Source organism: Pseudarthrobacter sp. NS4 (assembly GCF_024758005.1).
Classification (GTDB): Bacteria; Actinomycetota; Actinomycetes; order Actinomycetales; family Micrococcaceae; genus Arthrobacter.
Genome location: NZ_CP103288.1, coordinates 1,811,603 through 1,831,123 on the forward strand (window position 1 = coordinate 1,811,603; position 19,521 = coordinate 1,831,123).

Sequence of the window (19,521 nt, forward strand, 5' to 3'; positions counted from 1 at the left end):
GTGAAAATGGGGTATATGAGCTCACAGCCTCCCGCGTCGGCGCCCGAAACGCCCGGCAATGACAACCAGGCAGTCCGCCACCACAGCTCACACAGCCACAGTTCCCAGGGCCAGAGCCTGGACGGCGCCCTGCAGAAGGCCGGTTTCTACCCCCGCCTGGTGGCAGACGTCGTGGACGATGCCCTGGACGGCCGCGAATGCGTTGCCCACCTGGTCCACCTGGAAACCCACTTCGACCGCGCCGAGGTCCGCCGCCACATCACGGTGCTGGTGCTGACCGCGGACATGCTGGTGATCACGCACGTTGACGACCAGCAGCTGGACGAGGCAGGCGAACAGATCGTCGCGCAGATCTCCACCGAATCCGTACCGGTCTCCCAGATCCGTTCGGTGGTGCTCAGCTACATGTACGCCCAGCCGCAGAACTACAAGCCCTCCGATCCGGTGCGCGAACTGACGCTCTCCATCGCCTGGTCCGGCGGCCAGCGGCTGGATATGGGGCCTGCCAGCTGCGGCGACCCCCAGTGCGAAGCGGACCACGGGTACACCGGCACCATCGCCCAGGAGGACATTGTCCTCCGGATCAGCGCTGAAGCGGACGGACTGCAGGCAGTCCAGGACGCCAAACTCTTTGCCCGCGCGCTCCGCGCGGTGAACACCGGCTCCAGCTCCCCGGTTCCGCACGTCCAGTCCCTGCCGCCAAGGCCCCGCGCCGGCGTATTCGGCACCCGCCTGAGCCGCGGCCACCAGCAGCGCTGAGATGCCGGAAGAACGCCACCCCGCCCTCAGCGTCTCCTCTGCTCCAACCGGCCAGGCACCTGACCTGCCCCCTGCACCCGCGTACGGGCGGCGGTCAGTCGCCGAAGTACTCACCAGCGCTGCGGCCAGCCTCGGCGTGGACGGTTTTGCCAACACCCTCGGGCTTCCCGCCGCCTCACGGGTGTGCGTGGTCCTCGCCGATGGCCTGGGCCGGAACCTGCTGAAACAGAAATCGGCGCACACCCCGTTCCTGCGCTCGCTTATCCAGGCCGGGCAGGGTGACGTTCCTGTCTGGCTCGACTCGGCATTCCCTTCCACCACGGCAGCCGCCCTGTCGAGCTTCGGCACCGGCCTGCCGCCTGGCCAGCACGGCATGGTGGGCTACGACGTGCTCGATCCGGAGCAGGACAAGGTAGTCAACCTGCTGGGAAACTGGGATCCCGGCGTCGACCCGGAGCTGTGGCAGCCTTTTCCCACAGTCTTTGAGCGCGCTGCCGGGCAGGTGGACGTCACCACCATCAGCCTGCCCCAGTTCGCCGACTCTCCGATGACCCGGGCTGCCCTCCGCGGCGGCCGGTTCATCTCTGCCACCACAGCCCACGCCCGGACGGCTGCCGCCGCTGAAACCATGGCTGCATCCGGCCCCTCCCTGATGTACTTCTACCTGAACGAACTCGACAAAGCCGGACACCGCTACGGCTGCCAGTCGGAACAATGGGAGCACCAGCTCGAGGAACTCGATGCCACCATGAAGCGGCTCAACGCTTCCCTCCCGGCCGGCACAAGCATCCTGCTCACTGCGGACCACGGCATGCTGGACGTGCCCGAACAGCACCGAGTCGACTTCTCCGCGGACCCCGCCCTGGTGGACGGTGTCCGGCATACCGCCGGCGAGCCCAGAATGGTGCACCTGTACCTGGAAGACACCGCCAACGGGACCAGCCGTGACCGCCTGCTTACAGCGTGGCGTGCGCGGTTCGGCGGCAGGATCTGGGCGTTCACCCGCGAAGAAGCCCTGGCCGCGGGGCTGTTCGGCCAACTCCGTCCCGCCGTCGAAGGCAGGATCGGTGACATCATGATCGCGGCCCGGGACAGCCTTGCCCTCTACGACACACGGCGGAGCCGCCCCACCGCCATGGAGGTGGTAGGCCAGCACGGGTCGCTGACGAAAGCCGAGCGGGAGGTCCCGCTGCTGTATTTCCCGGCCGGCGGCAAGGGCACGCGCCGTGGCTGAGCTCGTGTTTTTCTCCGGCACCATGGACTGCGGCAAATCCACCCTGGCGCTGCAGATGGACCATAACCACAGGGCGAGGGGGCGGGGCGGGGTGCGGTTCAGCCGGAACGACCGCGCCGGCGAATCCCGTATCTCCAGCCGGCTTGGCCTGGAAACTGACGCCGTGGAAGTGGCCGACGGTACCGACTTCTGGGAGGAGGTCATGCGCCGCCGCACCCAGGGGCAGCGTGTGGACTACCTGATCTGCGACGAAGCCCAGTTCTACTCTCCCGAGCAGGTGGAACAGCTCGCAAAAGTGGTTGACGAGATTGACGTGGACGTTTTCGCCTTCGGCATCACGGCCGACTTCCGCACCCGGCTGTTTCCGGGGTCGCAGCGGCTCATCGAGCTGGCGGACCGGGTGCAGGTGCTGCAGGTGGAGGCGCTGTGCTGGTGCGGACGCCGCGCCACGCACAATGCCCGGACGGTCGACGGCGTCATGGTCACCGAGGGTGCGCAGGTGGTGGTGGGCGACGTGGAGATGGCGATGGATACCGTGGCTTCAGCGGGAAGCGGGCATGTTTCCTTGGTGGGCTATGAGACCCTGTGCCGCCGGCATTACATGAGGCGCGTTACTGCGCACGGCGCCAACCTGATGGCGGAACAGGACCAGTTGCTGCCCTTCGAGGTTGATGCCTGCCTGTGGCGCGGCGCCGGCGGAACGGTGACAGGGGAGTAACGCCAGGGCCGGCAACCGTTCAGGAGCGTTGGGAGCTGCCCGCTGTCAGTCGCCGCGGGTGCCGAAGACGATCTCGTCCCAGGACGGGACACTGGAACGCTTGGGCCTTGCAGGCTGCCGCTCCGGAACCTCGGCATCAGGCGCGGGGCCGGCCGGCAGGGCATCCTCGTGCCTCGGGGCGGGGCGGCGCTGATTGCCGCCAAGGAGCTCGTTCAGGCCGGCATTCGCGGAAGGGCTACCGGTTGCTCCCGCGTCCGATCGACGCTGCGGAGACGCCACGATGGTAATTTCCCGCGTCTCGGTGCTCACGCCGTCGTGCAGCCGCAAAGCGTCATCGGCAGGATCCCCGTGCGGCGGGATCAGGCTGAGGCGGGACAGCATGGAGGGGCGGGCATCACGCCGCCGGACAAAGGAGTCCCCCTTGGCCGCGGGCGCCTCGTCAACGTCAACCTGGGGTTCGGGTTCCTGGTCTTCCTCTTCCGCAACAACCTCGGACGGGCGCGGGTGGGCGGCCGGTACGCCGTGGGTCAGCAGCAGGGCCAGGGCGTCGTCGGAATCCTCGTCCACACCCAGCCGCTGTCCCCGCCGCGAGCGGAGCATGTCCAGGAGGCCGTCCGATTCCTTGCCCGCCTGGGCGGATCCTGCCTGGCCGCCAGGAGCGGAGCGGGCAGTGTCGGCGTCAGTCTCAAAATCGAAGGGGCGGTCCGATACTGCCGAGAGGCGGCGGGCGGGAACGGGGCCATCGAGTGGTTCAAGTTCGCTGAGCTGCTGCGCCCAGCGGTTGGCATTCTGCAGGGATTTGCGGGCCGGACTGAAGGTCCACAGCGCCGGCGGCTCCTCGCCGATGCCGGCAGCGCCGTCTATCTTCGGCTCAAAACTTGCCGAAACAGTCCAGGTGCCGTCCTGCCGGCGCCAGGAATCCCACTCCACTGTTGACGGGTCAATGCCGTGAGCGGAAAGCCGGTGCGACACCATGTCGGCCAGGGTGGCAGGGCTGTCGCCGAAGGCCGACCGGTAGGCGTCATGACCCGGGGAAGGGGTGGCAACCTCAACCTTGCGGGCCTGCTGCGCCACGTACTCCCGTTCCGCCAGGACTGGACCCTCGTAGCGTTCAACCTTCGCGAGCGGCAAGCCGGACAGTTCCGCAACGTCGGCTGCTGTGGCCCCGGCGCGGATACGTGCCTGGATATCCCTTGGGGACATGGGAATGGCAGCCCTGTCGGCCTTCGGCTTTGCCGTTGACCTGCTTGCCATCCTCAGCGCTTCATCGATCGGCAGCTGGAACATCTCGCCGCCGGCACCGCTCAACAGGAGATGCGTCCCGTCGTCGTGCACGCCTACAAGCCGTAGATCCTGCATACAAATCCTCCACCCGAGCATTACTATCAATCGAAACTCTGCCACCCGCCGCACCTGTTTTGGCTCAAGGGGCAGGGCGCGCCGCGAATTTCCGCTGGATACCGGCGGTGCGGGAAACGAAGGACTAACAACCGGGACGGCAGGTACTGCTGCGAAGAGTCCTGCAGCCAGGTCCGGGAAGGAAGCCCGCTGCTACCTGCGGGACAGGGCGGCCGTGAGTTGGTCCGGACGCCGGGTGGAGGTCAGCCAGTACGGTGTCCGGTCAGCCGGGTCCGTGATGCCGATCTTCACGACGGGATCGATCCAGCCGCGGATGCAGAGGTACGCCAGGCCGTTGAGCCTGGTTCCGCGTTCCGCCGTAGCTTCCTCGCCGCGGAACTGCTCAACGGTCCCCACGAATTTGCGCTCGATGCTGGCGCGGCCCACCGTCAGAGCGTCTTCGGTCACCAGGATGGTGGGCGTGGACAGGACCAGGAGGACGGCGATGATGATAAACAGCACCGCCGCCGCCGTGTATCCGGCGGCCGCGCTGATGGGAGCGAAGACCAGGATCCCGGCCCCCGAGACACCGGCCGCGATGACCCACATCCAGGCGTTGGGCCAGAGCTTCTCCTTGTAGAGCACGGACCCTCCCGTGGACGGTGAATCGGGAACGGGCGCTGGAGAGCTGGATTCGGGCATGCGCCAAGCTTTCCACCTTTGCCCGGCTATTTCATCTTGGCGCCGCAGGCCCGGGCTGCGCGTCCGCCACCCCCGCCCGGCTGTGCCGGAGGGGGCGTCCTAGGTCTGATGTGGGCGCGCGGGTTAGAGTGAGTGACTGTGACTGATCATCCCGCCACACTCGACACTGTCCCCGGCGAAGTGCGCGCAGGCCTGGCCGCCGGCGCTCCGGCTGCCACCCTCCAGGTCCAGCTGAAGATGCTGGACCCCGGCCTGGAAGCTCCCTCCTACGCCCACCCCGGCGACGCCGGCGCAGACCTTCGCGCCCGGGAGGACGTCATTCTGCAGCCGGGGGAGCGCAGGCTGGTTCCGACCGGTGTGGCCATCGCGCTTCCGGACGGCTTCGTGGCCCTGATCCATCCGCGCTCCGGCCTGGCCACCAAACACGGCCTCACCATCGTTAACGCCCCTGGAACGGTAGACGCCGGTTATCGCGGCGAAATATCAGTAACCCTTTTGAACACCGACAGCAGCCAGGCCATCGAACTGCGGCGCGGCGATAGAATTGCGCAAATGGTCATCCAGCGCGTTGAGCATGCGCAGTTCATTCCCGTCAGCGAATTGAGCGACTCCGTGCGCGGCACGGGAGGGTTCGGGTCCACCGGCGGATTCACTCTTCCCTGAGCCTGATTCCTTTCGCCGGCAGCTGGCTGCCGGCGGGCAGCACAGCACGACGGCGGGGCCCTCCTCGGGCCGGACCGGAACTTTTACAACTAAGGAGACACCCCTCATGGTCTTTGGGCTCGGCAGGAAAGCCAAGAAGGAACAGGCAGCCGAACCGGACGAACCGCTGACGGCCGCAGATCCAGCGGAGGCCGTCGCAGACGGCACCGGACGCCGCGTCAACGGTCCGTTTGATGAATCCGAAATCAGCAGCCGTGACGGCTATGTTGACCTCGGAGCGCTCCTGATTACGCCCAGCGAGGGGCTCCAGCTGCGCCTCGAGGTGGAAGAGGCCACCCAGCGCGTGGTCGCAGTCACCCTTGACCTCAACGGATCCAGCCTCCAGTTGCAGGCGTTCGCAGCGCCCAAGACCGAGGAGCTGTGGGACGAGATCCGCGCCCAGATTGGCCAGTCGGTGGGGTCCCAGGGCGGCCAGGTCGAGGAAGTCGAAGGCACGTTCGGAACCGAGCTCGTGGCCAAGCTCCCCGCCGGCCTCCCCGACGGCAGCCAGGGCTACCGCGTGGCCCGCTTCATCGGCGTCGACGGTCCCCGCTGGTTCCTCCGAGGTGTCCTTGGCGGTGCCGCCGCCTTGGAACGGGAGGCCGCAGAACCGCTTGAAGCCCTGTTCCGGCAGGTAGTGGTGATCCGCGGCGACAGCCCCATGCCGCCCCGCGACCTCCTCCAGCTGCGGCTGCCCAAGGACGCAACCACCACGCCTCCACCGGCTACTCCCAATCTGCAGGAACCAGAGCGTGGGCCCGAAACCACACAGATTGGCTGACACTGTGCCAGGGGAAGGACCGAGGGGCGACGCCCACACCATCCCCCTCAGCCAGCTGCCGCCCAAGGGCCGGGTGCTTTGCCAGGGACGCATCGAATCCGTCACCTACGTTCCGGCCGACCGGACTGCCGCCTTCAGCGCCATCGTTTCCGATTCGGAACCGGGCCGGACCGGCGCCACTCCGGGCCGCCGTGCCAGGCTGCGCGTGGTGTGGCTCGGCCGGCGCCGGGTACCGGGTATCGAGGCAGGTACCGAACTCCGGCTCGAAGGGATGCTGTCCCGGAGCGAGGGCCTCCCCACCATGTTCAACCCCCGCTACGAGATACTTCCCCGTCAGGAGAACGAATGACCGCGCCCCAGCCCGACCCGTCCGCCGGACCGTCCCGCCCGGACGGCGCAGGACGGGAAAAGGAGCCGCGGGGTGCCGAGGAGCCCTCGCCCGTTGCCGGCCTCGCCGCCGGGTACGCTGCCAAGGCAGGACTGCACAGGACGCACGACGGCCGGGTGGACGTCCTGCGGAGCGCCGGCGGCGTCCAAGGCATTGCCGAAAGCATCCTGCCCGGCCTGGTGTTCCTGGTTTCCTTCACCATCAGCCGGGAACTCACAGTGTCCCTGATTGCCGCGCTGGCCGCAGCAGCAGCTTTCACTGTCGTCCGACTCATCCAGCGGCGGCCCCTGACCCAGGCGCTTGCCGGTGTTGTCGGCGTCGGAATTTCCGCCTGGTTGGCCAACACCACAGGGAAGGCCGAGGACTTCTACCTCCCTGGCTTCTTCACCAACGCCGCCTACATCCTCGCGATGGTGGTTTCCATCCTGGTCAAGTGGCCGATTGCCGGCCTGCTGTTCGGTTTCATCCGCAACGAAGGCCTGGACTGGCGCAAGGACCGGGCCAGGCTCAAGGCCTACCGGCTGGGCACGTGGATCATCGTGGCTGTCCTGGCGCTGCGGCTCATCGTGCAGGTTCCCCTGTACCTGATGGGCCCGGAAGGCCTTGCCGCACTGGCCACCACCCGCCTGCTGATGGGCGCACCGCTGTACATCCTGGGCGTCTGGATCGCCTGGCTGGTGACACGGCCGGCGCCGGCGGATGATCTGACCGGGGAGGAACCGGCCGCAAAAGCCTGACCGCTTAGCCGTCGAAGCCGTCGTCCTCGGGCACCTGCTGTTCCACCCGCCCCGCATCTGCCGGCACTTCGCCCGCCGGGCGCACGGCACCCGCAGTTTCCACTGCGTCGGCAGAGAGCAGGGCCCGGAGTTCGTCTTCGGCCGCGATGGTGGTCACGAAGAACAGTTCGTCTCCGCCATCGATGACGTCGTCCCGGCTGGGAGTGATGGGGGCGTGGTCCCGCAGGATCGCCACGAGGGTGGAGTCCTCCGGCCACCGGATTTCCCCCACAGTCCGGCCGATGACGTGCGAGTCGTGGGGAACGGTGAATTCCACGATGGCGGATACTCCGGTCTGGAGGGTCAGGAGCCTGACCAGGTCGCCGATCTCCACGGCTTCCTCCACCAGCGCGGTCATAAGCTGCGGCGTGTTGACGGCAACGTCCACGCCCCAGGAATCGTTGAACATCCAGTCGTTCTTGGGGTTGTTGACGCGGCCAACCGTGCGTCCGACGCCGAATTCTGTCTTGGCCAGCAGGGACACCACCAGGTTGACCTTGTCATCCCCGGTGGCGGACACCACCACGTCCGCTTCTTCCACCTTCGCGCCCTGGAGGGTGCTCAGCTCGCAGGCGTCGCCCACGAGCCAGTGGGCGCCCCGGAGCCCGCTCCGCCCGATCACCTCGGGTTTGAGGTCGATCAGCAGAATCTCGTGCTTGTGGGCCAGAAGTTCCCTGGCGATGGACGATCCGACGCTGCCGGCGCCGACAATAACCACTTTCACTGCAACTCCTTGGCGGGGGCTTTGGCCAGGATCTGGGCGACCTGGGAGCTGCGGTCAACCTGCAGCATGGCATGTACCGTGTCACCGTCCTGGTAGGCGGTTCCGTCATCGGGCAGCAATCCTTCACCGAAGCGGGTGAGGTAGGCCACGCGGACGTCGGCTGCCTTCTCGATGCTGCTGATCCGGTGCCCGATCCAGCCGGCGTCCAGGTCCAGTTCTGCCAGGACCAGGCGTCCGGAGGGCTCACGGAAATCACCCGCAAGGTGCTGCTCCGGAAGGATGCGGCGCAGCACCTGGTCCGCGCTCCAACGGACTGCCGCGACGGTGGGAATGCCCAGGCGCTGGTAGATCTCGGCACGGCCCGGATCATAGATGCGGGCAACGACGTGGGGGACGTGGAACGTTTCGCGCGCCACCCGGGTGGCCAGGATGTTGGAGTTGTCACCGCTGGACACCGCCGCGAACGCATACGCTTCAGCCACGCCGGCCTGCTTAAGCGTGTCGCGGTCGAAGCCGACGCCGGTCACCTTGCGGCCCGTGAACCCCTGGCGGAGCCGGCGGAAAGCGCGGTCGTCCTGGTCAATGATGGCTACCGAATGCCCGGCGTCCTCCAGCGTATGCGCCAGCGTCGCCCCCACCCGGCCACATCCCATGATCACGAAATGCGCCACCGTATCTCCTCTGTATAGCCGTCCAGGTTGTGCAGCTAGAACTCTACCGGCAGCCCCGCGGCTTCCGGCCGTCCAACTGCCGTCATGACATCACCCGGGAATCCGACTAGCTTTGTGGAGTGCTGACAATATTGAACGCCGTCAAACGCGTGCTGGTAGGCAGGCCAGTCCGGAACGACCGCCTGGGCCGTACCCTGCTTCCCAAAAAGATCGCACTGCCGGTTTTCGCGTCCGATGCGCTCTCATCAGTAGCCTACGCGCCCGATGAAATCCTGCTCACCCTCGCGTTGGCCGGCGTCAGCGCGGTGGCGTTCTCGCCCTGGGTGGGGCTGGCCGTCATGGTGGTGCTCCTGACGGTGGTGGCCTCTTACCGGCAGAACGTCCACGCCTACCCGTCGGGCGGCGGGGACTACGAGATCGCCGGCGAAAACCTGGGAAAATACGCCGGCGTCACGGTGGCGTCGGCCCTGCTGGTGGACTACGTCCTGACCGTTGCCGTATCCATGTCGTCCGCCGCGACGTACCTCACCACAGCCGTCCCGGCACTGCACGGACAGCAGGCTCTGATCGCGGCCATCGGCGTCGTAATCCTTGCCCTGGTCAACCTGAGGGGCGTCAAGGAGGCCAGGACTCTGTTCGCCGTCCCCACCTACATCTTTGTGGCCTCGATCCTGGGCATGACGGGGGTGGGCATCTTCCAGGCGGCCACCGGCCAGCTTGGCGAGGCCCCCTCGGCGGACTTCACCATCGTGCCCGCCCCCGGCTTCGACGAGGGGCTGGTGGGCCTGGCCGGCGCGTTCCTCCTCCTCCGGGCCTTCTCCTCCGGCGCCGCGGCGCTCACCGGCATTGAAGCAATCAGCAACGGCGTGCCCAACTTCCGCCCGCCAAAAAGCAAGAACGCGGCCACCACGCTGCTCCTGCTGGGCGTCATCGGCGCTGCGATGCTGGCCGGCATCATGTACCTGGCCAACGCCACCAAAGTGCACATCGTCATGGATCCGGCCACTGAGTTCCTGCTGAACGGCAACACGCTCCCTGAGGGCTACATCCAGACACCTGCCATCAGCCAGATCGCCCACGCCATCTTCGGCCCCGGATCCATTCCGTTCTACCTCGTCGTGGCTGCCACCGGCGTCATCCTGGTGTTTGCCGCCAATACCGCCTTCAACGGTTTCCCTGTCCTTGGCTCCATCCTCGCCCAGGACGGCTACCTGCCCCGCCAGCTGCGGACCCGGGGGGACCGGCTCGCTTTCAGCAACGGCGTCCTGGCCCTCGCGGCAGGCGCACTGGTCCTGATCACAGCCTTCAACGCGGATGTGACCAAGCTCATCCAGCTCTATATCGTGGGCGTCTTCATTTCGTTTACGGCCAGCCAGTTCGGCATGATCCGGCATTGGGGCCGGCAGCTCAAACTCGCCAGGGACAAGACGTTGAGGCGGCGCATCATCAAGTCCCGCACCATCAACAGCATCGGCTTCGGGATGACTGCCGTGGTGCTGGTGATCGTGCTGGTCACCAAGTTCGAGCAGGGTGCCTGGATCGCGTTGCTCGCCATGTTCATCCTTTTCCTGATCATGTGGAGCATCCGGGGGCACTACGACAATGTGGCCAAGGAGCTGGCTGTGGACGAAGATTCGTCACCGCGCGCCCTGCCCACCAGGGTCCACGCCGTCCTGCTTGTCTCCCACGTACGCAAGCCCGTCCTCCGGGCCCTGGCCTACGCCCGGGCGTCCCGGCCCTCCCGGCTGGACGCCATCACCGTGGACATCGACGCCGAGGAGACCGCCCAGACCGTCGCCGACTGGGAAAAGCTCGAGATCCCGGTGCCGCTGACGGTACTGGCAAGCCCGTACAGGGAAACGGTCACCCCCATCATGGATTACATCAAGCAGATGCGGCTTGATTCCCCGCGCGACCTTATCGTGGTCTACATCCCCGAATACGTCGTGGGCAAGTGGTGGGAGCAACTGGTGCACAACCAGACTGCACTGCGCATCAAGACCCGGCTGCACTTCGAACCCGGGGTCATGGTGGCCAGCGTTCCCTGGCAGCTCAAATCATCCGAAGAAGCAAAGAACCTCCAGGACATCCAATGATTGCCAGAACCTCCACCACGCCCAACCAGACGACCGGCACGGGAGGGCATGCCGGTGAAGAAGCCGTCGTCGACGTCGGCCCGGTTGCCCACGGCGGCCACTGCGTTGCCCGGCACGAGGGGCGCGTCATCTTCGTCAGGCACGGCATTCCGGGAGAAAAAGTCCGGGTGCGGCTGACGGACGCGGAGGACAAAGCCAAGTTCTGGCGTGCCGACGTTGTCGAAGTGCTCGAAGCGTCACCGGACCGCGTGGAGCACTTTTGGCGTCCGGCTGATTCCGGCAGGGCGTGGGGCCACGGGCATCCACCCGTCGGTGGGGCGGAATTCGGGCACATTGCCCTCACGCGGCAGCGGAGCCTCAAGTCCGAAGTACTGGCTGAGCAGCTCCGCCGGCTGGCCGGCGTCGAGCACCTTCCGTCCGGCGGGGCGGTGGAGGCAGTGGGGGAAGCGTCCGACGGCGGCGACGGCCTTGGGTGGCGGACGCGGGCAAGCTTTTCGGTCACCCCGGGGGGCAAGCTGGGCATGCACGCCCACCGGTCGGGGCATATCGTTCCGGTGCGGGAGATGCCGCTGGCCACCGGCGCAATCAACGGCCTGCGGCTGTGGGACATCGACCTCCAGGGCATTGAGCGGGTGGAGGTCGCTGCGCCGGGCAACGGCTCACGGCCGCTGGTGCTGCTCGCCCCGGCTCCCGGGACGAAAGCCAAGCGGCTCAGCGCCATCGCGGCCGGGCTGCCGGACGACGTATCTGTTGCCGCCTTCGACCCCACCACCGAGGATGTGCAGCAGGTGCGCGGCCGTACCTGGGTGCAGGAATCGGCGGCCGGCCACGACTACCGGGTGACGGGCGCCGGGTTCTGGCAGATCCACCGCGACGCGCCCGGGACACTTGTGGGGACTGTCACAGAATTTCTGCAGACCGGCGGTTTCCTGCACGCCGGCGCCGTGGTCGCGGACCTGTATGCAGGGGCCGGGCTTTTCACGGCCGTGCTGGCCGATGCGGTGGGGGAGACCGGGTCCGTCCTGTCAGTGGAAGGTGCTCCCGGAACCAGCCGGGACGCGCGCAAGAACCTGCACGGAGCCCCGCAGGTGGAGATTGTCCAGGGCAGGGTAGAGCGGATCCTGCGCCAGAAACCGCGGAATTTCGACGCCCTCATCCTGGATCCGCCCAGGGCCGGCGCCGGCAAGGCCGTAGTTGGCCAACTCATCGCGGCGCAACCCCGCGCCATTGCCTACGTATCCTGCGATCCGGCGTCGTTCGCCCGTGACGTGGGTTACTTCCGCCAGGCCGGCTGGGACCTGGCGGAGCTGAGGGCTTTCGACCTCTACCCCCACACCCATCACCTGGAGACGGTGGCACTGCTGACTCCAGGTCAGTGATGCCACTGATGTTTTCGACTACGATGACCGTAGTAGTCCCACGTCGCGCCCGTATTCACGGCCGGCCGTGTGCAATTTTCGGGCCCGAGCTAATTAGGGCCTCCTAACTAGCAGGCGGTCAACCGCGCGACAAAGATGAAACTGTTGCGAGAGGAGTCCTGCGATGAGCACTGTGGACAGCTTCGGTTCAAAAGGCAAACTTAATGTAGCCGGAACCGAATATGAAATTTTCCGGTTGAACTCCGTTGAAGGTGCAGAAAACCTTCCGTTCAGCCTCAAGGTATTGCTTGAAAACCTGCTGAGGACCGAGGACGGCGCGAACATCACTGCCGATCACGTTCGCGCCTTGGCAGGCTGGGATCCAAATGCCCAGCCCGATACAGAAATCCAGTTCACGCCCGCACGCGTGATCATGCAGGACTTCACCGGCGTTCCCTGCGTGGTTGACCTGGCGACGATGCGTGAAGCCGTCAAGGAACTGGGCGGCGACCCCAAGCGGGTCAATCCGCTGGCGCCGGCCGAGATGGTCATCGACCACTCCGTCCAGATCGATGCATTCGGCAACTCCGGTGCGCTGGAGCGCAACATGGAGATCGAATACCAGCGCAATGGTGAGCGTTACCAGTTCCTGCGCTGGGGCCAGACCGCCTTCGACGACTTCAAAGTGGTTCCCCCGGGAACCGGCATCGTGCACCAGGTCAACATCGAATACCTGGCCCGCACCGTGATGACCCGCGAAGTTGACGGCGCCCTCCGCGCCTACCCGGACACCTGCGTCGGCACCGACTCGCACACCACCATGGTCAACGGCATGGGCGTGCTCGGCTGGGGCGTCGGCGGCATCGAAGCCGAAGCAGCCATGCTCGGCCAGCCCGTCTCCATGCTCATCCCGCGCGTGGTCGGCTTCAAGCTGAGTGGCAACATCCCCGCCGGCGCCACCGCCACCGACGTGGTGCTTACCATCACCGAGCAGCTCCGCAAGCACGGCGTTGTGGGCAAGTTCGTGGAGTTCTACGGTGAAGGCGTGGCCGCTGTGCCGCTGGCCAACCGCGCCACCATCGGCAACATGAGCCCCGAATTCGGCTCCACGGCCGCGATGTTCCCGATCGACGACGTCACCCTGGACTACCTGCGCCTCACCGGGCGTTCGGACCAGAACGTGGCACTCGTGGAGGCCTACGCCAAGGAACAGGGCCTCTGGCACGATCCGTCCCGCGAGATCAAGTTCTCCGAGTACCTGGAACTGGATCTGTCCACGGTTGTTCCGTCCATCGCAGGCCCCAAGCGCCCGCAGGACCGGATCGAGCTGACAGAAGCCAAGGACGAGTTCCGCCACGACCTGAAGAACTACGTCTCCCACGACGCAAACGCCGGCACCCTCGACGAATCGCTTGAAGAGACCTTCCCGGCCTCGGACGCCCCCTCGTTCACCGCCGGGTCAACGCACGTTTCCGACACTGACCGCGAGCCGCCGAAGTACTCGGCCGGCCACGGGGGAGCGGGACGCATTTCGCAGCCGGTTCCGGTCAAGATGGCTGACGGACGCGAGTTCGAGCTGGACCACGGCGCGGTCACCATTGCATCGATCACGTCCTGCACCAACACGTCCAACCCCTCCGTCATGCTGGCCGCCGCCGTCCTGGCGCGCAACGCCGTCGAAAAGGGCCTCACCTCCAAGCCGTGGGTCAAGACCTCCGTCGCCCCCGGCTCGAAGGTTGTCACGGACTACTACGAGAAGTCCGGCCTGACCCCCTACCTGGAGAAGCTGGGCTTCTACATCGTGGGCTACGGCTGCGCCACCTGCATTGGCAACTCCGGTCCGCTGGAAGCTGAAGTTTCCGAAGCCATCCAGGCCAACGACCTCGCCGTTGCTGCTGTCCTCTCGGGCAACCGCAACTTCGAAGGCCGCATCAACCCGGACGTCAAGATGAACTACCTGGCTTCCCCGCCGCTGGTCATCGCCTACGCCCTGGCCGGATCCATGGACTTCGATTTCGAAACCGATGCCCTCGGCAAGGACGAGGCCGGCAACGACGTCTTCCTGAAGGACATCTGGCCGAACCCGGTCGAGGTCCAGCAGGTCATCGACTCCTCGATCGACAAGGAGATGTTCGCCAAGGGTTACGAAGGCGTTTTCGACGGCGACGAGCGCTGGAAGGCACTCGACACCCCCGCCGGTGACACCTTCGCCTGGGATCCGAACTCCACCTACGTCCGGAAGCCCCCGTACTTCGAGGGCATGCAGGCGAAGCCGGAGCCGGTCAAGGACATCACCGATGCCCGCGTACTCCTGAAGCTGGGCGACTCGGTCACCACGGACCACATCTCCCCGGCCGGTTCGTTCAAGTCCGACACCCCCGCCGGCCAGTACCTGCTGGCCAACGGCGTGGAGCGCAAGGACTTCAACTCGTACGGTTCCCGCCGTGGCAACCACGAGGTGATGATCCGCGGAACGTTCGCGAACATCCGCATCAAGAACCAGATCCTGGACGGCGTCGAAGGTGGCTTCACCCGCGACTTCACCCAGGAAGGCGGCCCGCAGGCCTTCGTTTACGATGCCGCGCAGAACTACCAGGCCGCCGGCACCCCGCTGGTGGTCCTGGCCGGCAAGGAATACGGTTCCGGTTCCTCCCGTGACTGGGCCGCCAAGGGCACCGCGCTGCTGGGCGTGAAGGCCGTCATCGCCGAGAGCTACGAGCGTATCCACCGCTCCAACCTCATCGGCATGGGCGTCCTGCCGCTGCAGTTCCCGGCCGGCGAATCGGCTGCGACCCTGGGCCTGTCCGGCACGGAAACGTTCTCCGTTGAGGGCGTCACCGCCCTGAACGAAGGCACCACGCCGAAGACCCTCAAGGTCACCGCAACCGCCGAAGACGGATCCTCGAAGTCCTTCGACGCGGTCCTGCGCATCGACACCCCGGGTGAAGCGGACTACTACCGCAACGGCGGCATCCTGCAGTACGTGCTGCGCCAGATTTCCGTGAACTAGCGGTTCTGCCAGCAGTACCACCCTTCCGAAGCCCCGGCCGGTTACCGACCAGCCGGGGCTTCGGCTTTGCATTTGTGACAAGGCGTTAGAGTTAAACGGCACGTCTACCACCCGAAGGAGGGGTCATTGGGAATCTTGGACACCATCCGGAATCCGCAGGACCTGAACGAGTTAACCGAAGAGCAGCTCACCCAGCTGGCTTCGGAGATCAGGAACTTCCTGATCACCAACGTCTCCCAGACAGGCGGACACCTCGGTCCGAACCTTGGCGTGGTGGAGCTGACGCTCGCCGTACACCGCATCTTCGACTCGCCGCGGGACAGCATTGTCTTTGATACCGGCCACCAGTCGTACGTCCACAAGCTGCTGACGGGCCGCCAGGATTTCAGCACCCTCCGCCAGGAAGGCGGCCTCTCCGGTTACCCGTCCAGGGCGGAGTCCGAGCATGACATCGTGGAAAGCTCGCACGCTTCTTCCTCATTGTCCTGGGCTGACGGCATCTCCCGCGCACGGCAGCTGACGGGCCAGGGCGACCGGCACGTGGTCGCCGTCGTGGGTGACGGCGCACTTACGGGCGGCATGGCCTGGGAAGCCATCAACAACATCGCAGCGGACAAACGGCGCCGCGTCGTTATTGTCGTCAACGACAACGGCAGGTCCTACGCGCCCACCGTGGGCGGTTTTGCCGACTACCTTGCATCCCTGCGCCCCACCATCGACTCCTTCCGTGCAGCCCCGGCGTACGAGGTGGCGCTGGACTGGTGGAAGAAGAAGCTCCAGAATGGCGGCCCCGCAGGCCAGTTCACCTACAAGAGCCTGCATGCCATGAAGAAGGGCATCAAGGACTGGTGGGCTCCCCAGGGCATGTTCGAGGACCTGGGCATGAAGTACATCGGACCGGTGGACGGGCACAACCTCCAGGCCATGGAGCATGCACTCGCCACGGCCAGGAACTACAACGGGCCCGTCATCGTGCACGCCATGACCGAGAAGGGGCACGGCTATGCCCCCGCACGTGCCCACGAGGCCGACCAGTTCCACGCTGTTGGAATCATCGATCCTGAAACGGGCGAACCGACCGGCTCGGCCGGTGCCCAGTCCTGGACCTCCGTCTTCGCGAATGAAATCGCGGCCATCGCCGACGAGCGTGACGACGTCGTAGGCATCACGGGCGCCATGCTGATCCCCGTGGGCCTGCACAAGTTCGCCGCCAGGCACCCGGACAGGGTCATCGACGTCGGCATTGCCGAGCAGCATGCCCTGACCACCGCCGCCGGCATGGCTTTCGGTGGCCTGCACCCGGTGGTGGCCGTCTACGCCACGTTCCTCAACCGCGCCTTCGACCAACTGCTCATGGACGTTGCCCTGCACAAGGCGGGTGTCACCATCGTCCTGGACCGTGCAGGCGTCACCGGCCCCGACGGTGCCAGCCACCACGGGATGTGGGACATGTCCATGGTCCAGATTGTTCCGGGGCTCCACCTGGCCGCACCCCGCGACGCCACCCGGCTGCGCGAGGAGCTCCGCGAGGCCGTCGCCATCAGCGACGCGCCCAGCGTAGTCCGGTTCTCAAAGGGATCCGTCGGCGCCGAGATTGAAGCGCTGGAACGGCTGAGCGACGGCGTTGACGTCCTCTCCCGCCGGCCCTCCGGATCCACCGAAAACGATGTCCTGATCATCAGCGTCGGCGCCATGTCCGAGCTCGCCCTGGACGTCGCCAACAGGCTCGGCGCGCAGGGCATCAGCACCACCGTGGTGGACCCGCGCTGGGTGCTTCCCGTCCGCCAGTCCATCATCGCCCTGGCCTCGCACCACAGGCTGGTCATCTGCATCGAGGACGGCGTCCGGGCCGGTGGCGTCGGCTCGCGCATCCGCCAGGAAATGCGGGCGGCCGGCGTGGACACCGCCCTGAACGAGGTGGGCCTGCCTGTCGAGTTCCTGGACCATGGCACCCGCAACCAGGTCCTGGAACGGGTTGGGCTGACGGCCCAGCAGATCACGCACGACGTCGTCGCGCAGGTTTTGGGGACAAAGGTTCCGTTTGCGCGTCCATTGCCGGGCCAGCAGCACCCCACCACCGGCAGCCTCCCGATCCTGTGAGGGGAGAGGCCGAGCTCAAGTATCCGGGCGTTTTGGGGGAACCTGCAGGGGAGGAGCACCCAGGCGCAACCCGCGTACCTGAAGGCCTTGAGCCCGGGCAGTTGGTGGTAGCGCGCAACCGCAAGTGGAACGGCAAGGCACACTGGGTGGTGCCGGGCCGCTACCTTGGCGAGGACCGGCACGGCTGGTGGATTTTCCAGGGCACCAACGAATTCTGCTCACGGCCCGGCGCAGCTTTCTACACCAGGTCCGACGCCGTGCTCCTGGTACCCCGCGACGGTGACTGGGTCGCCACGTTCTATGACGACGCCCACCCCGGAGGAGTACGGATCTACATCGACCTGGCCGTGGCGCACGAGTGGAACCCGATCCGTCCAAAGGTCACCGAGTTCCACGTCATCGACATGGATCTGGACGTGGTCCGGACGGACACGCGCGGCGTCTTCATCGATGACGAGGACGAATTCGCTGAACACCGGGTGGCCATGGACTACCCGCCAGCGCTGGCGGAGGCCCTTCAGGCTTCTGCCGGCGAGCTCTACCAGGCCGTTAAGGCACAGCAGGCACCATTCGACGGCACAGACGCCGAATGGTTCACAAAGGGACGTAAATGAGCGGAATAGTCAGGGTCTACAAGCGCGACGACGAGGGTACCCTCCACTTCCGGGAGGCCTGGTTTGATGAGGAATACGGCCAGCTCGTGATGAACTTTGGCGTCGTGGGCCACCAGAGCAGGACGGAAGAAACGGACGTTGCCGATTCCGCTGCCGCCGAAGGACTCCTGGACGCCTTCGCGGTGCAGTGCGCCGAGGACGGCTACGCGGAGATCCCCGAGGAGGAGCAGTTCTGGGTGGTGGCCCAGTTCGCCCTGAAAACCAGGGAAGGCACCGAACGCGACCGTTACCTGGAGGAAAAGGCCACTGATGCCCTCATCAGCCACCTCGCCTGGCGCGGACTCGGCACCGTGGAGCGCTCCGAATTCACCGGCTTCAAGCTGAACATCTTCTGCCTCTGCCCGGACGTGAACAAAGCCGTCAACGCCATCAAGGTGTGCGCCCGCGGCGAGGACCTGGACTTTACCAAGCTCAGCATCGGCGCGGCTCCCTTCACCGAGCCGGGCAACTTCAAACTCAAGCACTCCGCAAAGCCCGCCACCAGTTTCAGCCTCTAGGAGCCGTCCGTGACCACGTACCGCCGCGTTGGAAACTCCGGGCTGACCGTCTCCACGGTCGGCCTGGGCTGCAATAACCTGGGCCGCGCCAACACGGCCACGGAGTCCCAGGAAGCCACGAATGGCGTGGTCTCCGCTGCCCTCGACGCCGGGATCACCCTGTTCGATGTCGCAGACAACTACGGCCGCGAGCCAGGGCTCAGCGAGATCATGCTGGGCAAGGCCCTGGGCAACAGGCGCCCCGATGTCGTCCTGGCCACAAAATTCGGGATGGACATGAAGGGTGCCAGCGGCCCGGACTTCGGCGCGCGCGGATCACGGCGGTACATCCTCCGGGCCGTGGAATCCTCGCTGCGGCGGCTGGGCACGGACTGGATCGACCTGTACCAGTTCCACACGCCGGACCCGTTGACACCCATCGATGAGACCCTGGCCGCGCTGGACACTCTCGTCAGCAGCGGCAAGGTCCGCTATATCGGCCACTCCAACCGGGCCGGCTGGCAGATTGCCCAGGCCGAGTATGTTGCGCGGGAAATGGGTACGGCCCGCTTCATCTCCAGCCAGAACCATTACAACCTCCTGGACCGCCGGGCGGAACTCGAGGTGACGCCGGCCGCGGAGGAGTTCGGCCTGGGAGTCCTTCCCTACTTCCCGCTGGCCAACGGGCTGCTGACGGGCAAGTACTCGCCGGGCCATGCCCCTGAAGGATCACGGCTGAGCCATACCCGGAAGAACCTTGTACATGACGCAGACTGGGAGCAGCTGGGGAAGTTCAGTCTGTTCGCCAAGCAGCGCGGCCTGACTGAAACCGAGGTTGCCTTTTCGTGGCTCGCGGCCCAACCGTCAGTGGCCAGCGTCATTGCGGGCGCCACCCGGCCGGAACAGGTCCTGGAAAACGCGGCAGCCGCTGACTGGCTGCCGTCGGACGCGGACCTTGCCGAGCTGGACAGCATCTTTCCCGCTGTACCCAAGGTCGCACTCTTCTAGGCCGTC

At 66.1% G+C, this 19,521-nt stretch carries 18 protein-coding genes; 14 read left to right on the forward strand and 4 right to left on the reverse strand.

Annotation, left to right across the window (positions count from 1 at the left end):
• The first annotated feature begins 15 nt into the window (after positions 1–15).
• The 3 genes from NXY83_RS08410 to NXY83_RS08420 are packed head-to-tail and all read left to right on the forward strand — an operon-like array spanning position 16 to position 2,711.
• Entirely contained in the window at positions 16–759 is a 744-nt protein-coding gene (locus NXY83_RS08410) for a DUF5998 family protein (protein WP_258805637.1), read from the forward strand.
• Between the two features lies 1 nt (position 760).
• Positions 761–1,993, forward strand: a complete 1,233-nt coding sequence (locus tag NXY83_RS08415) for an alkaline phosphatase family protein (RefSeq protein ID WP_258805638.1) — start codon at positions 761–763, stop codon at positions 1,991–1,993.
• On the forward strand, positions 1,986–2,711 hold the full coding sequence (locus NXY83_RS08420) for a thymidine kinase (protein ID WP_258805639.1): 726 nt from the start codon (positions 1,986–1,988) through the stop codon (positions 2,709–2,711). Before NXY83_RS08415 ends, NXY83_RS08420 begins: the two co-directional genes overlap by 8 nt.
• Before the next feature lie 45 nt (positions 2,712–2,756).
• Here NXY83_RS08420 and sepH read toward each other — a convergent pair whose 3' ends face one another.
• Positions 2,757–4,070, reverse strand: coding sequence for a septation protein SepH (gene sepH, locus NXY83_RS08425; RefSeq protein WP_258805640.1), 1,314 nt, complete (start codon positions 4,068–4,070; stop codon positions 2,757–2,759).
• A 192-nt stretch (positions 4,071–4,262) separates the two neighbouring features.
• Positions 4,263–4,751, reverse strand: a complete 489-nt coding sequence (locus NXY83_RS08430) for a DUF3093 domain-containing protein (RefSeq protein ID WP_258805641.1) — start codon at positions 4,749–4,751, stop codon at positions 4,263–4,265.
• A gap of 138 nt (positions 4,752–4,889) precedes the next feature.
• Between NXY83_RS08430 and dut the strand changes: the two genes are divergently transcribed.
• The 4 genes from dut (at position 4,890) to NXY83_RS08450 (ending at position 7,359) form a co-directional block, all read left to right on the forward strand.
• Complete coding sequence (dut, locus tag NXY83_RS08435; RefSeq protein WP_258805642.1) at positions 4,890–5,414, forward strand: dUTP diphosphatase; 525 nt, start codon at positions 4,890–4,892, stop codon at positions 5,412–5,414.
• Between the two features lie 106 nt (positions 5,415–5,520).
• Positions 5,521–6,234 (forward strand): DUF3710 domain-containing protein, encoded by a 714-nt coding sequence (locus NXY83_RS08440; protein ID WP_258805643.1) that lies wholly within the window; start codon positions 5,521–5,523, stop codon positions 6,232–6,234.
• Complete coding sequence (locus NXY83_RS08445) at positions 6,227–6,583, forward strand: hypothetical protein (RefSeq protein ID WP_258805644.1); 357 nt, start codon at positions 6,227–6,229, stop codon at positions 6,581–6,583. Before NXY83_RS08440 ends, NXY83_RS08445 begins: the two co-directional genes overlap by 8 nt.
• Complete coding sequence (locus NXY83_RS08450; RefSeq protein ID WP_258805645.1) at positions 6,580–7,359, forward strand: DUF3159 domain-containing protein; 780 nt, start codon at positions 6,580–6,582, stop codon at positions 7,357–7,359. Before NXY83_RS08445 ends, NXY83_RS08450 begins: the two co-directional genes overlap by 4 nt.
• Before the next feature lie 4 nt (positions 7,360–7,363).
• On the opposite strand, the gene NXY83_RS08455 is transcribed toward NXY83_RS08450, so the two are convergent.
• Together NXY83_RS08455 and NXY83_RS08460 are read right to left on the reverse strand one after the other, a co-directional pair.
• The gene (locus tag NXY83_RS08455; RefSeq protein WP_258805646.1) at positions 7,364–8,122 is read right to left on the reverse strand and encodes a potassium channel family protein; all 759 of its coding nucleotides are present in this window, start codon (positions 8,120–8,122) and stop codon (positions 7,364–7,366) included.
• The gene (locus tag NXY83_RS08460; protein ID WP_258805647.1) at positions 8,119–8,793 is read right to left on the reverse strand and encodes a potassium channel family protein; all 675 of its coding nucleotides are present in this window, start codon (positions 8,791–8,793) and stop codon (positions 8,119–8,121) included. The genes NXY83_RS08455 and NXY83_RS08460 overlap by 4 nt, the downstream gene beginning before the upstream one ends.
• A gap of 119 nt (positions 8,794–8,912) precedes the next feature.
• On the opposite strand from NXY83_RS08460, the gene NXY83_RS08465 reads away from it, so the two are divergent.
• The 7 genes from NXY83_RS08465 (at position 8,913) to NXY83_RS08495 (ending at position 19,515) form a co-directional block, all read left to right on the forward strand.
• Positions 8,913–10,889, forward strand: a complete 1,977-nt coding sequence (locus tag NXY83_RS08465; protein WP_258805649.1) for an APC family permease — start codon at positions 8,913–8,915, stop codon at positions 10,887–10,889.
• On the forward strand, positions 10,886–12,268 hold the full coding sequence (locus tag NXY83_RS08470; protein WP_258805650.1) for a class I SAM-dependent RNA methyltransferase: 1,383 nt from the start codon (positions 10,886–10,888) through the stop codon (positions 12,266–12,268). The genes NXY83_RS08465 and NXY83_RS08470 overlap by 4 nt, the downstream gene beginning before the upstream one ends.
• A gap of 163 nt (positions 12,269–12,431) precedes the next feature.
• Entirely contained in the window at positions 12,432–15,257 is a 2,826-nt protein-coding gene (locus NXY83_RS08475; RefSeq protein ID WP_258805651.1) for an aconitate hydratase, read from the forward strand.
• A gap of 126 nt (positions 15,258–15,383) precedes the next feature.
• On the forward strand, positions 15,384–17,357 hold the full coding sequence (gene dxs, locus NXY83_RS08480) for a 1-deoxy-D-xylulose-5-phosphate synthase (protein ID WP_258805653.1): 1,974 nt from the start codon (positions 15,384–15,386) through the stop codon (positions 17,355–17,357).
• Entirely contained in the window at positions 17,354–17,971 is a 618-nt protein-coding gene (locus NXY83_RS08485; RefSeq protein ID WP_258805654.1) for a YgaC family protein, read from the forward strand. Before dxs ends, NXY83_RS08485 begins: the two co-directional genes overlap by 4 nt.
• On the forward strand, positions 17,968–18,528 hold the full coding sequence (locus NXY83_RS08490) for a hypothetical protein (protein WP_258805655.1): 561 nt from the start codon (positions 17,968–17,970) through the stop codon (positions 18,526–18,528). Before NXY83_RS08485 ends, NXY83_RS08490 begins: the two co-directional genes overlap by 4 nt.
• A gap of 9 nt (positions 18,529–18,537) precedes the next feature.
• On the forward strand, positions 18,538–19,515 hold the full coding sequence (locus tag NXY83_RS08495; RefSeq protein WP_258805656.1) for an aldo/keto reductase: 978 nt from the start codon (positions 18,538–18,540) through the stop codon (positions 19,513–19,515).
• Positions 19,516–19,521: the final 6 nt, after the last annotated feature.